Consider the following 14406-nt stretch of genomic DNA (forward strand, 5'->3'; position numbering starts at 1 on the left):
CTTTAACTGACAGCATAAACGACCGCAAAATATTTATGAAGGGTATTGACCGCAGCTATTATTACGAAAATTACACAATCTTTAAAACAGAGGATTTGTAGTTGATAATTTTATATTGACCACTCCGTTCACTATATAAGTGGGCGTTTTTTTTCTGAGAAATTTTGGAAAGTAACCCTTGTCGTTTTTTGTCGAATGTGATATAATAATTTTAAAATCAGCTTATTCAAAACAATAAGGGGGAGCAAAATGCTTGACTTTTTAAAATATTTTTTCGGCAAAGGTGAAGAAGTAGAATTTACCAACTTTACTCTTGCTCATTTTCTTCCTATTTTAATTGCCGCAATAATAATTTTTTTAATTTTCCGCTATCGTGAAAAAATTCGCAATATGAAATATGAGCCTTTATTGCGCTATATTCTGGCTTTTGCTTTAATTGTCAGTGAAATGGCTTACTATTGGAGGCTGATTGCAATTCCCTCCTTAGGTCCTAACCCTATTGATCATCTGCCTATCAGCGTATGCGGATGGGTAGCTATATTCAGCAGTTATATGTTGGTTGGAAAATCAAAAAATCTTTTTGATGTTTGTTATTTTTGGGCTTTGGCGGGGTCTGTTTTTGCTTTGATTACTCCGACTGTAATCACCTTTACAGGTCCTACCCGTTTCCGCTACTATCAATTCTGGGCAGAACACCTTCTCGGTTATGTCGCAATTTTCTATATGATATTTGTTCACAAAATGCGTCCTACAATTAAGTCAATTGTAAAAGCCTATGTAGGCCTTATTATACTTGCAATAATTGCTTATATTGCAAACAGCCTGATTGGACCCGGCGCAAACTATTTGTTTATGGCTAAACCTGAGGATACCCCTTCTATTTTAGATATCCTGCCCCCCAATTTTGCTTTGAGAGTGTTAATAATGGCTTTCGCAATTACTTTCTTATTCTTCTTAGTATATCTGCCCTGGTACATAAAGGACAGAAAGAAAGCCCCGAAAAAAGTAAAAGAATCTATATTTCAAGCATAATGCAGAAATAGAGCTCGTTGACGAAGATATCATATAATATTTATCTCCGCTTGCTAATGTCAGTAAGCGGAGATTTTTATTGCTAAGCCTTTATTTTTATGTTAATATATAAAAAAACACTTTTTAAGAAGGTTTAAAAATGATTAAGAAACCTAATATTGTATTCATATTGATAGACGATATGGGCTATAAGGATTTAGGCTGTTACGGAAGCTCTTTTTATGAAACACCTAACATTGACTTTTTAGCTCAGGAAGGTATGCGATTTACCGATGCTTATGCCTCCTGTCCTGTCTGCTCTCCCTCAAGGGCAAGCTTTTTAAGCGGAAAATATCCTGCAAGAGTCGGGGTAACAGATTGGATAGGCGCTCATTTAAAAGGAAAGCTTGAAGATGCTCCTTACATAGACCATTTGCCTCTTTGTGAAAAAAGCCTTGCCAAAACGCTTAAAGAAAACGGGTATTCAACCTGGCACGTGGGCAAATGGCACCTTGGAAATGAAGAATATTATCCCGAAAAGCACGGCTTTGACATAAACATAGGCGGCTCTCATTACGGACTCCCCTACAACGGATATTTCAGTCCTTACAATTTGCCCAATTTACCAAACGGAGAAGAGGGCGAATATCTTACTGACAGAATTACCGATGAAGCCATAAATTTACTTAAAAATAAAGATGAAAAGCCGTTTTTCTTATTTTTATCCCATTATGCCTGCCACACTCCCATACAGGCTCCTGAGCATTTAGTTGAAAAATACCGCAAAAAAAGAATTGCTTTGGGGCTTGATAAAACAGAGGAAATTATACAGGGAGAGCCCTTCCCCACCTGCTATACCAAAGACTCCTTTATTCAGCGAAGAGTAGTTCAATCCTCCCCCGAATATGCGGCTATGATAGAAAATCTTGATTGTAATATAGGCCGTTTCTTAAAGGCGTTAAAGGAATGCGGTCAAGAGGATAACACTATTGTTGTATTCACCTCTGACAACGGAGGCTTAGCTACCTCTGAATCAAGTCCTACCTGTAATCTGCCTTTATGCGAAGGAAAGGGCTGGATGTATGAAGGCGGTGTACGAGAGCCTCTTATTATTAAGTGGCCCGGTAAAATAAAGGCGGGCTCTGTATCCTCTGAGCCTGTAATTACTACTGACTTTTACCCTACATTTTTAGAAGCTGCCGAGCTTGAGCTAATGCCCGAGCAACACTGCGACGGCGTAAGTCTTATGCCCTTATTCTGTGGAAAAAGCCTTGACAGAAAAGCTTTATTCTGGCATTATCCCCACTATGGAAATCAGGGTGGAACACCCGGATCCTCTGTCAGAATGGGCGATTACAAGCTTATCGAATTTTTTGAGGACGGAAGATTAGAGCTATACAATTTAAAGGAGGATATAGAGGAAAATAAAAACATAGCCTCTTTAAATCCCGACATTGTAAAGGCTATGCACAATATGCTTATAGAGTGGCGAAACGAAGTGGGAGCTTTATATCCAACAGTTAATAAAGAATGGGACATTTAAAAAGGAAATGTAAAAAAGAGCTGTAAAAACGAAAGTTTTTTACAGCTTTTTTTAAAACATTAAGGGGATAGGAAAAAATGTGCAGAATATGTCAATTTCGCGCCGACAATGCCTTGTCGGCGGTTACCCGACGGCGTACAGAGGTACGTCGAGGGCGAAATTGGCAGATAGTATAAAACGTATATTTCTTAAAATAATTAGTAAAAAGATGTTTTTCTGTTAAATTTTGCTCTTTCTTTCAGAAGATGATAGTAGATAATCCTTTTATTTGCTTGTTTTATGCGCTCTGCGCTTTTTTTACATCCCCTTTTACTTCATATTTCCTGCAATATTCATCATTCTTTGGATACTGTATTCAAAAAAATCATTATAGCTTTGGCAAAAATAATTAAGCGTTGGCTTACCGTCTGCAAAAGGCTCTCTGTCCCGTCGGCAGCCGCCTCTGCAAAGCCTGTACCATTTACAATTTTTGCATTTATTATCTACATATTTTGATACATTTACAAACTCTTTTGCTGTATCAGTGCTTCTCATTTCTTCAAAGCTGTTGTCAAATATATTTCCTATGTACCATTTATCAATAACGTAAAAATCACAGGGGTATACCTTTCCGTCTGCCTCAACTACAAAATAACAGGTACATATACCGTTCATTCCACAGCTTTCAGGTGCATTACCTCTCAGCATATTGATATAATTATCAAATTGACGGATACTGATATAGTTATTGTTTAATATATCCTCATACCATCTGTCAAACAATGTTTTTAAAAAATATGTGTATCTTTCAGGTGTTAAAGAATATTTATTTTTTCCTCTTTCTTCCCCCAACGGGTCAAGACAGGGAATAAACTGCAAAAACTTAAAATTGTTATTTTTAAAAAAGCTGTATACCTTATCAATATGTCTTGCTATGCCGCTTGTTACAACGCATAAAATATTATAGTCAACCTTATATTTGTCAAACAGCTTTGCAGCTTTTACAACCTGACTGTGTGTCCCTTTATTTAAGGCATCTACCCTGTTCATATCGTGAATTTCTTTATATCCGTCAAGGGAAAGTCCCACTAAAAAATCATTTTGCGCTAAAAAGGATGCCCACTCATCATCAATTACTATTCCGTTAGTTTGTATTGATTTATATACCTTTAATTTTTTGAAATTATATTTGTTAACGTAATCTATAAAGCTTTTATAAAACTCTATTCCTGCCAACGTAGGCTCTCCGCCCTGAAAGGCGAAATTTACGCTGTATTCAGCCTCTGACAAAGCTTTTTTCACAAGCTCAAGCAACGTTTTCTCACTCATCATTCCGTGAGATTTCATTTTTCTGTTGTCTGTTACGTCTTCATAAAAGCAATATTTGCATCGCAGATTGCAGTTTCCCGATGCAGGCTTTATAAGTAATGTCAACGGCGGCAAGAAATCACCCCTCTATTTTGAAAATGCCGTTTGCAAACTGCGAACGGCATTTATATTTTATCAAAACGCTTCAACAGCTTAATTGCCTGTTCTTTATCAGCTAATGTTGCGTGATATGTAATTCCTGTAATATATTTCGTAAAATCAAAAGTATCAATTTCATCGTGTTTTACTATATACATTACTATTGACTTTTTGAGCTTTTGAAGAGTCGGCATTAAGAAATCAAGATATTTAATTGAAAAATCCTGATTTTCTACAAATCCGAAATTCAAAGCACTTAAGCTTTCGGATTTTGCCATTTCCAATACCCATTGGTCTGCTCGGCCGCAAAAATGAATTGTTCCTTTATCAAAAGCCTTCAGAATTTTTTCATCATAGGGCTGAACAAACTCTTTATACATATCTGCCGAAAGATTGACAGCAGAGTCGTCCCTTATAAGAACGTGTCCCGATGCCAAAGCGTTCCAATGCCCGTGAAAGTCTCCGTCATCATCGTTTAAATATAGCTTTAGCTTTTTCATCAATGAAATATAGCTCTCTGTTATTACGTCGAGTAAGCTGTGCACAAGCTCCGGCTCGTCATACATAGCAAGATATATATCTGCTCCCCAAATAAGCTCCGCAACGTCAAACGGACCTTGAAAGTCAGGGTGAAAAAGCATTATAGATTTCTTACATTTAGGATATTTTTCAAGCATCTGAACATAAAACTCATAGGTTTCAATAAGCTTTTGTCCTAATCCGCACTTTATTTCAGGGACACCTTTATCTATAATTCTCTTGATTTTATCCACGGCTACAGGCTCTACCCAAGGCATATTTTCACCGACAAATTTATAGTCTATTCCAAAAAAAGATGGAAAAGTACCTACTCCGTAATTTGCTCTGAGCATAGGAGTTCCGTCGCTTAAGCCCTCTATTTCGGGCATACAGGAAACAAGCTCATTATACATCATTTTAGCCATATCCTTGTGGATATCCAAAATGGAATACGTGCTGTACTGTGTACAGGGATACGATATTTTTATGCACGAAGCTTCTATATTTTCATAGGAAAGCGCTTGCTTTTGCAAAGCCTTTGATGAGTGTATTTTATCAGTATCAATAACGCTTTCGCAGTATTCAAGTAAGCCTTTAAGCTTTTCCATACTATAAAACCAATCTGAGCCATTTCTTAACTTCGTCAATCCACGGTTTTGCGTATTCTATAACCTCTGTTATTTGGTCGTTGGTCATTTTATCACAGGTAGCAAGGCCGTGATTGCCGTAAGGATAAATATGAAGCTCATATGGAATTTTATGTCTTGAAAGTGCTGTTGCATAACGCAAGCTGTTTTCAATAGGAACAATTTCATCAAAGGAGGTGCTCCATATAAAAGTGGGCGGAGTTTTATCACTCACCTGCTTATCACAGGAAAAATAGTCCTCCTCTTTTTGATTTTCGGGAGCGTGACCAATCAAATTTAAAAAGCTTCCCTGATGGGCAACCTCTAAATCGGCAGAAATTACAGGATAGCACAATACGCAAGCATTGACAGGCTTACTGTTTTCAAAAACAGCTCTTACCTCTTTACAGTCAAACATTGTGGAATAATGCGCCGCAAGATGACCCCCTGCAGAAAATCCTATTATACAGATTTTAGAGATGTCGCAATTCCAAGCTTCTTTATTTTTATATAAAATTTCAACAGCCGCTGCCACTTCCCTTATTTGAGTGGGAAATCTGTAGCTCTCGGTAGAATAGGTAAGTACAAAAGTATTAAAGCCTTCGCTTACAAATTTTAAAGCTATAGGCTCAGCCTCTCTGGGACTGCAATATGCATAGCCGCCGCCGGGACAAACTATCATACAGGGCTTTGCATTTTTACTTTCCGAAGCATCATCGGGAATATAGACATCTAAAGTCGGATTAGCATTATCTGCCCCTAAAAACTCATAAACATCTTTTAAATATATTCTCTCGCATTTCATATAAAAATCTCACCTTTTATTTTTTAAATATTCATCAATACAAGCCGCAGCTTTCTTTCCTGCACCCATAGCCAAAATAACAGTTGCGGCTCCCGTTGCAATATCTCCCCCTGCAAAAACGCCCTCTCTTGAGGTCATAGCCTTTTCATCAATAACTATGCACCCTTTTTTATTGGTTTCAAGTCCGGGAGTAGTTGTTCTTATTAACGGATTGGGAGATGTTCCTATAGCCATAATAACTGTATCAGCTTCAATTTCAAACTGACTGTCAGGCTTAGGAATAACAGATGCTCTTTCTCCCTCTTTTTCTGCTTTTAACAGTTCCATTTCAGTACAGATAACCTTTTTCACTCTTCCGTCAGAGTCGCCCTCAAGCTTTATGGGAGATGCCAAAAGCTTTAATATTATCCCCTCTTCTAAAGCGTGTTCAACCTCTTCCTTTCTTGCAGGAAGCTCTTTTTCAGAACGTCTGTAAACAATATAAACATTTTGCGCACCCATACGCTTTGCACAGCGTGCCGCATCCATAGCAACGTTTCCGCCGCCGACAACAACAGTTGTTTTGCTTGGTAAAACAGGTGTATCTGAATTTTGCTCATATGCTTTCATAAGATTGATTCTTGTAAGATATTCATTAGCTGAGTAAACTCCGTTAAGGCATTCTCCCTCTATACCCATAAACATAGGGAGTCCTGCTCCGCTTCCTATAAATACTGCCTCATATCCCTCTTCAAAAAGCTCGTCAACAGATAAAATTTTACCTATAACCATATTTAAAACTATATTAACACCGTTTTGCTTAAGCTTTTCAATTTCATTTTTTACAATGGCTTTTGGGAGTCTGAATTCGGGTATTCCGTAAGTCAGCACTCCGCCTGCCTCGTGCATAGCCTCAAAAATAGTAACCTCATAGCCTTTTTTTGCAAGCTCATTGGCACAGGTAAGTCCTGCAGGACCTGAGCCTATTACCGCAACCTTTTTATTTATTTTAGCTGTTACAGGCTTTGAGGCTTTTAAATTTTCCATGGCGTAATCGGCAACAAATCTTTCCAAACGGCCTATTGCCACTGCTTCGCCCTTTATTGCTCTTACGCAGTATTTTTCGCATTGATTTTCCTGCGGGCAAACACGTCCGCATATGGCGGGGAGTGCATTTGTAGCAGAGAGCAATTCATATGCTTTTTCAAAATTACCTGATTTTATTTGCTCAATAAACTCAGGAATACACACATTTACGGGACAGCCCTTTACACAGGGCTTTGCTTTACAATTAAGACAGCGTTCTGCTTCATTTTTGGCTTCAGATGCAGTATAGCCTAAGCTTACCTCGTTAAAATTCTTATTTCTTATGTCCGGTGCCTGTTCGGCAATTTTCGTTTTTTCCTTTTGCATGTTAGGCACGGTTAAAGCCCTCCATTCTGCAGCTGTGCCTCTTGTCCTTTTCAATTTGCTTGTATGCGTTATTGCGTGCTATTGTTTCATCGAAATCCACAAGATGCCCGTCAAAATCAGGGCCGTCAACACAGGCAAATTTAATTTCTTTGCCAACTGTTACACGGCAGCCGCCGCACATACCCGTTCCGTCAATCATAATGGGGTTCATAGAAACTATTGTTTTTATTCCGAATTCTTTAGTAAGCATTGAAACAAATTTCATCATAGGCAAAGGTCCTATGGCAAAAACGCAGTCATACTCTTCCCCTGCTTCAATCAATTCTTTAAGCTTATCTGTTACAAAGCCTTTTGTGCCGTAGCTTCCGTCATCGGTACAAACAAAAAGCTCGTTACTGCTGTTTTTCATTTCATCTTCAAGAATTACAATATCTTTATTTCTGAAGCCTGCTATCATATGCACCTCGGCTCCCGCTTTATATAAGCCTTCAGCAATCGGAAGAGCAATTGCACAGCCAAGTCCCCCGCCGATAACAGCCGCTTTTTTTATTCCGTCAAGCTTTGTAGGATTGCCCAAAGGACCTACAAAATCGTTAATACTGTCCCCTACATTGAGAGTGTCAAGCTCCATTGTAGTTTTTCCGACCTTTTGAAAGATAACGGTAATCTCACCGCTTTGTGTATCTGCCTTAGCTATAGTAAGAGGAATACGCTCTGAATGTGAAAAAGGACGCAAAATAATAAACTGTCCTGCTTTTGCTTTTTTGGCAATAAGAGGAGCATAGACAGACAATTTTACTACTTCATTATTAAGTGCTTTTTTTAAAGTTATTTTACACATTTGCTTTTCCCTCTGTATATTAGAATATCTTATTTATTTTATCACAGTTTTATTTATATGTCTATAATTTAAAAGCAAAAAAGCCGAATAATCTTCGGCTTTTTTGTATTATTCAAATAATTTTAAAATATCCTGTTTTGAGCAAAAACCAACTTTTTTTTGCTTTATTTGTCCGTTTTCAATAACGATAAGAGTGGGTATACTCATAATTGCAAATTTCTGAGCAAGCTCAGGCTCTTCATCTACATTTACCTTGCCTACCTTTTGCTCTGTAACCTCTTGCGCTATTTCCTCTACAATAGGTGCAATCATTTTACAGGGACCGCACCAGCTTGCCCAAAAATCAAGCAATACAGGCTTATCGCTGTTTATTACCTCTTTGTCAAAATTTTCTTTTGTGATAGTCAATACAGACATAACTTTTCTCCTTTTTTTAATATTCCTAAGCTTTTGGAAAATTTCAATCATCGCAACAGACGAGAATTACATCGTCCCCTATTTTTTCAATTTTACAGTAAGGGATTCTGTAATCGTCCCCTTTTCCGAAAACTCCTAAAAATTTTCCTTCACACGGTACTATTATAGCACAAACCTCTCCCGTTTTGCAATCAAATTCTATATCACTTACAAATCCAAGCTTATTTCCGTCTTTTATATTTATAACCTCTTTGCATTTCAGCTCTGAAAATCTCAGCATAAGCTTTCCTCCGCATACATTTACTACACATAGCATATTATTTTAGTACAATATATTATTTAAAAGGATTTCATATGCTGATTTTACAAAATATTAGCCGAATACTGTGGGGGCCTCCTCTGCTTATTTTAATTTTAGGGACGGGAATTTTTTTCACAGTTAAGCTTAAATTCATTCAAATACGGGGACTTACAAAAGGCTTTAAGTTTCTTTTTTCACAGGAGGCAAACGAGGAAGGAAACGGACAGATTTCGCCCTTTAAAGCACTTTGCACCTCTCTTGCCGCAACAATAGGAACAGGCTCAGTTACAGGAGTTGCCACTGCAGTTTTTGCAGGAGGACCGGGGGCAATATTCTGGATGAGCTTTGCCGCCTTTTTAGGTATGGCGGTTAAATATTCCGAATGTCTTTTAGGAGTCAAATTCAGACGTACTCTTTCGGATAAAACCGTTATGGGCGGTCCTTTTTATTATATTGAAAAGGGCTTAGGCAAAGCGGGTAAGCCTCTTTGCTTTATTTTTGCCTCTTTTGGTATCGGCTCTGCCTTACTTGGTACGGGAACAATGGTACAGGCAAATGCCATAACCTCTGCAGCACAGGTGCTTTTACAAAGCAACGATAAAAAAATCGGTATAATTGCAGGCATAACAACCTGTATTTTAGCAGGCTTTGTAATAATAGGAGGAATCAAACGCATCGGCAACGTTTCGGGAGTTTTAGTTCCCATTTTTGCTTCCCTTTACGTTTTTATTTGTGTTTTTATTATTATTGTTTATTATGAAAATCTTATACCTTCGATTTTACTTATTATAAAAAGTGCTTTTAATTTTAAAGCTGTCTTTGGCGGTACAAGCGGATTTATTGTCTATAGCTCTATACGCTACGGTGTTTCAAGAGGAATCTTTTCAAATGAAGCAGGCATAGGAAGCGAGCCTATGGCAGCAGCCGTTGCAAAGACTGACAGTCCTGCCACTCAAGGCCTTATTTCTATGTGCGGTACTTTCATTGATACTATTGTCATATGCAATCTGACAGGGCTTGTGCTCATTGTTACAGGAAGCTTTCAAAGCGGCTTGGACGGTACTGCTATGACATCTCTTGCTTTTGAAAAAGGTCTTTTTTTCTTTCCTGTTTTAGGGAGAATTGTGCTGTGCCTCGGACTTTTATTTTTTGCCTTCACCTCTATTATAGGCTGGTGCTTTTACGGTCAATGCTGTGCCAGATTTTTAGGGGGTAATTCTTTAGAAAAAATATATAATTATCTGTACACTGCGCTGATTTTTGTCGGCTGTATATCAAGCCTTGAAACAGTATATTTACTTGCAGATATATGTAACGCTCTTATGTCATTACCTAATCTTATAGGAGTTTTATCTCTGACTAAAATCATAGAAAGGGAAACAAAAATATGGACCTATCAAACACAAAAACAGACGCTTCAAAAGGACTCTCTGCCAAAGAGGCTCAGCAAAGGCTTTTGCAAAACGGTAAAAACGTCCTCAATTCGCAAAAAAGACACGGCTTAATATATGTATTCTTTTCACAACTGTCTGACATACTTATTATTATTTTACTTATTGCCGCTGCCATATCCTTTTTTACCGCCATAGCAGAAAAAAGCAACGACTATGCTGACAGTATAATAATTTTAATGATAGTTATTTTAAACGCTGTTATGGGTACAGTTCAAAACAGCAAAGCCATGAAAGCAATTGATGCTTTAAAAAAGCTTACCTCTCCCCATTCCACAGTGCTTCGTGACGGAATACAAAAAGAGATATTATCAGAGGATATCGTTGAGGGTGATATTATACTTTTGAAAACAGGAGATATTATCCCCTGCGATGCAAGACTTATTGAAAGCAATTCTCTTTTATGCGATGAGTCCTCTCTTACGGGCGAGTCAATAGGAGTTGAGAAAAGTGCTGTAGACTACAGTAATTCCAATCTGCCTTTGTCAGAACAAAAAAATATGATTTTCTCCTCCTGTGCCGTGTTGAGAGGTAATTGTAAGGCTATATGTGTCGCTACGGGTATGGATACTCAGGTAGGACATATTGCCAAGCTTTTAGACAGCAGTGATTCTCCTGACACTCCTTTAAAGAAGCGTTTAAATAAAACGGGCAGTATTTTAGGTATTGCTATTTTATTTATTTGCGCAGGCATTTTCCTTTTGGGTATATTTAAAAGCTATCCGCCTATGCCTATGTTTATGATTTCAATAAGCCTTGCTGTTGCGGCAATTCCCGAAGGACTTCCTGCCATTGTAACCACGCTTTTATCCTTGGGCGTTTCAAAAATGGTAAAGTGCAACGTAATAGTCAGACATTTGCCCGCTGTTGAAGCCTTGGGCTGTGCTACTGTAATTTGTTCTGATAAAACGGGAACACTTACTCAAAACAAAATGGCCGTAACAAAAATAGCTCTGCCTGACAGCTCAGAACAACAAAGCTCTTCACAAGGGGTAAAGCTTTTTTCTTATGGAGTTCTATGCTGTAATGCTACCGAAGAAAATGCCGAGCCCACTGAAAAAGCAATATACGAAGCCGCAAAAAAGGCTACAGATATAAGCGCTTTAAGATTTTCTTACAATCGTTTAAAGGAAATCCCCTTTTCCTCGGAACGAAAAATGATGAGCGTTGTATATAATTTCAAGGGCAAAGAGCTTGTAATTACAAAGGGAGCTCCCGACTATATTCTGCCTCTGTGTTCAAATGTGGAATACGGCGGAAAAATTCAGGCTATGAGCTTATCAATTAAAGAGAAAATTTTACAGCAAAACGAAAATATGGCGCAGCAGGCTTTACGTGTAATAGCTGTTGCGTATAAAAATAATGCTTCTGCACCTTTAGAAAGCTCCCTCACCTTTTTGGGTCTTATGGGAATAATAGACCCGCCAAGGCCTGAGGCTGTAAGTGCTATACAGGAATGTAAAAATGCAGGAATAAAAACAGTAATGATTACGGGAGACCATCTTATAACCGCCACCGCAATTGCCGATAAAATGGGAATACTTAACGGCAAAAAGGCTATTACGGGAGCAGAGCTTGACAAACTTTCAGACAAACAGTTAAGCCGACAAATATATGACTATAGCGTGTTTGCAAGAGTAACCCCTGCTCACAAGGCAAGAATTGTAAAGGCTTTTCGTTCAAGAGGTGAAATTGTAGCTATGACAGGGGACGGTGTAAACGATGCCCCTGCGTTAAAGCTATCGGATATAGGCTGTGCTATGGGTAAAAACGGAACACAGGTGGCAAAGGAAGCCTCCGACCTTATTCTCACAGATGACAACTTTGCTTCCATAGTAACAGCTGTAAAGGAAGGACGGGGAATATATGAAAATATAAAAAGAGCTGTGCGATTTCTTTTATCCTGTAATGTTGGCGAAATTCTTGCTGTTTCCTCTTGCTTTTTGCTCTCTCTCCCCACAGCTCTTGCTCCTATACAGCTTCTTTTTGTAAATTTAGTAACCGACGGACTTCCCGCCCTTGCTTTAGGTGCCGAAAAGCCAAATTCCGATATAATGCACAGAAAGCCTGTCAATCCAAAGGACAGCCTTTTTTCAAACGGCTTGGGACTTACTATTATAGCCGAGGGAATTATGATAGGTCTTTTAGCTCTGTTTACATATGTTTCGGGACTTTTCTATTTTACAAAAGAAGCTGCATCAACTATGTGCTTTTGCGTTTTGAGTCTTTCTCAGCTTGCACACACTCTTAATATGAAAAGTGAAAAAAGCCTGTTTAAATGCAATCCTTTAAAAAACAAATTTTTGGCTTTAAGCATACTGATTTGCACTTTTCTTCAGGTTTCTGTTGTATCATTACCTTTTTTGGCAAATATTTTTAATGTTGTGCCTTTAAGTATTTATCAATGGAGCTTTGTCTTTTTTATATCTCTGTTACCAATTGTCCTGACAGAAGCTAAAAAGCTTATTCGTAAATTTTTTACTCGGAGGACCCTTTTATGAATTTTAAAAGCACTGTTATAAAGGGCACTTTTATTTTAACTGTTTTTTCAGTTATAACGAGAGTGATAGGCTTTGTTTTCCGTGTCTGGCTGTCTAAAATGTTAGGCTCTGAGGGAATGGGACTTTATCAGCTTGTTCTTTCACTGTATATTCTTGCAGTAACCTTATCAACTGCAGGAATTTCGATGACAGTATCAAAGCTTTGCTCTGAATTTTATGCTTCAAAGGATTTCGGAAGCGCAAAAAAAGTTTTTAAAAAGGCTCTGTTTTGGTCTCTTTTATGCGGTTTTACAGTATCTTTAATTATAATTTTGTTTGCCAAGCCCTTAGGTGAACATTTTTTAGGAGATACAAGAACAATACTTTCCCTTTATCTCTTAGCACCGGGAATGCCCTTTATGTCTGCTTCTGCCTGTATAAACGGCTACTTTTTTGCCAAGCGTAAATTTTTGCGTCCTGCCGCATCTCAGTTTGTAGAGCAAGCAGTCAAAATAGGCGCTATTGCTCTTTTAATGTCCTATGCTTTACCAAAAGGCTTAGCGGCTTCCTGTGCTGCGGCTGTTTTGGGAATGACAGTAGGAGAAATTTCCTCTTGTATATATGAAATTATAATATATCTTTTTGAAGCACGCAGTGAAAAAAAGAAGGCTCCGTTACAAAAAATAGGCTTAAAGCTTATTCTTAAGCAGTCAGCGCCTATTGCCGCAAATTCATATATCAACTCAGGTCTTCGTATGTTGGAAAACGTGCTTTTACCATCACGTCTGATAATGTACGGAATGACTCCCCATTCAGCCTTAAGCATATTCGGAATTTTGAAGGGAATGGTTATGCCTCTTATTGCTTTCCCCAGTGCTCTTCTCACAGCTCTTGCCTCTGCTCTTATTCCCACCGTTTCGGGTGCAAAGGCGGCAGGACAGGAAAAAAGAATTGATTTCACCGTTTCAAAGGTATTACAGCTTACTTTGATGTTAGGAATTATAATTGTTGCAATTTTTATAAGCTTTCCAAAAGAGCTTGGAATTTGCATATACGATGATACAAATGTAGGCTCAATGCTTGCAAAAATGGCGCTTATATCCCCCTTCATTTATCTTGAAATGGTTGTTGTTTCGGTGCTTAACGGACTTTCACAGCAAGTATATACCCTTAAAATAAATATGCTTGACGGTGCTATCCGCCTTGCCTGTATAATTATTGCAGTACCCTTTTTAGGCTTTAACGGATATCTTGCCTCAACGCTTATTTCCTGTATTTTTTGCACCTGTCTTTACATAAAAAAGCTTCTTGAGCTTACTAATATCAGCATAAAAATAACAAGCTGGATTTTAAAGCCTGCACTATGTGCCTGTGCCGCTTGCCTTATATCAAAAATAATTATGATAAAGGCTTCATTACCAAACATAAGCGAGCTTTTATTATGCTTAGGCACAACAGCCGTCATTTATACGATATCTCTTTTATTCAGCGGCTGTATACCCTTTTCAATTTTAAAAAGAAAAAAAGTATAATTTGAAAATTTTTCTACAAAATACTTTTTTATTTGACATATA

General features: G+C 38.0%; 12 protein-coding genes. 5 read left to right on the forward strand and 7 right to left on the reverse strand.

What is annotated here, in order from left to right:
- Window positions 1-249 precede the first annotated feature (249 nt).
- Both E7480_01195 and E7480_01200 read left to right on the forward strand, forming a co-directional pair.
- Window positions 250-1032 carry a TIGR02206 family membrane protein gene (locus E7480_01195; GenBank protein MBE6903207.1) on the forward strand — a complete coding sequence of 261 codons (783 nt, stop codon included), beginning with the start codon at window positions 250-252 and terminating at the stop codon, window positions 1030-1032.
- Between the two features lie 139 nt (window positions 1033-1171).
- Complete coding sequence (locus E7480_01200) at window positions 1172-2554, forward strand: sulfatase (GenBank protein MBE6903208.1); 1383 nt, start codon at window positions 1172-1174, stop codon at window positions 2552-2554.
- A 309-nt stretch (window positions 2555-2863) separates the two neighbouring features.
- Here the strand turns inward: E7480_01200 and E7480_01205 are convergent, their stop codons facing one another.
- The 7 genes from E7480_01205 to E7480_01235 form a co-directional block, all read right to left on the reverse strand.
- On the reverse strand, window positions 2864-3976 hold the full coding sequence (locus tag E7480_01205; GenBank protein ID MBE6903209.1) for an anaerobic sulfatase maturase: 1113 nt from the start codon (window positions 3974-3976) through the stop codon (window positions 2864-2866).
- A gap of 50 nt (window positions 3977-4026) precedes the next feature.
- On the reverse strand, window positions 4027-5127 hold the full coding sequence (locus tag E7480_01210) for a hypothetical protein (protein MBE6903210.1): 1101 nt from the start codon (window positions 5125-5127) through the stop codon (window positions 4027-4029).
- A 1-nt stretch (window position 5128) separates the two neighbouring features.
- The gene (locus E7480_01215) at window positions 5129-5950 is read right to left on the reverse strand and encodes an alpha/beta hydrolase (protein ID MBE6903211.1); all 822 of its coding nucleotides are present in this window, start codon (window positions 5948-5950) and stop codon (window positions 5129-5131) included.
- Window positions 5951-5959: 9 nt separating this feature from the next.
- Window positions 5960-7351 (reverse strand): NADPH-dependent glutamate synthase, encoded by a 1392-nt coding sequence (gltA, locus tag E7480_01220; GenBank protein MBE6903212.1) that lies wholly within the window; start codon window positions 7349-7351, stop codon window positions 5960-5962.
- Window positions 7344-8183 (reverse strand): sulfide/dihydroorotate dehydrogenase-like FAD/NAD-binding protein, encoded by an 840-nt coding sequence (locus E7480_01225; GenBank protein MBE6903213.1) that lies wholly within the window; start codon window positions 8181-8183, stop codon window positions 7344-7346. Before E7480_01225 ends, gltA begins: the two co-directional genes overlap by 8 nt.
- Before the next feature lie 108 nt (window positions 8184-8291).
- Window positions 8292-8651 carry a thioredoxin gene (gene trxA / locus E7480_01230; GenBank protein MBE6903214.1) on the reverse strand — a complete coding sequence of 120 codons (360 nt, stop codon included), beginning with the start codon at window positions 8649-8651 and terminating at the stop codon, window positions 8292-8294.
- Window positions 8644-8880 (reverse strand): YlmC/YmxH family sporulation protein, encoded by a 237-nt coding sequence (locus E7480_01235; GenBank protein ID MBE6903215.1) that lies wholly within the window; start codon window positions 8878-8880, stop codon window positions 8644-8646. Before E7480_01235 ends, trxA begins: the two co-directional genes overlap by 8 nt.
- A gap of 74 nt (window positions 8881-8954) precedes the next feature.
- Here E7480_01235 and E7480_01240 point away from each other — a divergent pair, with 74 nt between their 5' ends.
- From E7480_01240 to E7480_01250, 3 genes are read left to right on the forward strand one after another with little or no spacing between them, the layout of a single operon-like run.
- Entirely contained in the window at window positions 8955-10406 is a 1452-nt protein-coding gene (locus E7480_01240) for a sodium:alanine symporter family protein (GenBank protein ID MBE6903216.1), read from the forward strand.
- Entirely contained in the window at window positions 10289-12853 is a 2565-nt protein-coding gene (locus E7480_01245) for a calcium-translocating P-type ATPase, PMCA-type (GenBank protein ID MBE6903217.1), read from the forward strand. The genes E7480_01240 and E7480_01245 overlap by 118 nt, the downstream gene beginning before the upstream one ends.
- Window positions 12850-14364, forward strand: coding sequence for a polysaccharide biosynthesis protein (locus E7480_01250; protein MBE6903218.1), 1515 nt, complete (start codon window positions 12850-12852; stop codon window positions 14362-14364). The genes E7480_01245 and E7480_01250 overlap by 4 nt, the downstream gene beginning before the upstream one ends.
- Window positions 14365-14406: the final 42 nt, after the last annotated feature.

This window comes from Oscillospiraceae bacterium (assembly GCA_015067255.1).
In the GTDB taxonomy this organism is placed as follows: domain Bacteria; phylum Bacillota; class Clostridia; order Oscillospirales; family SIG519; genus SIG519.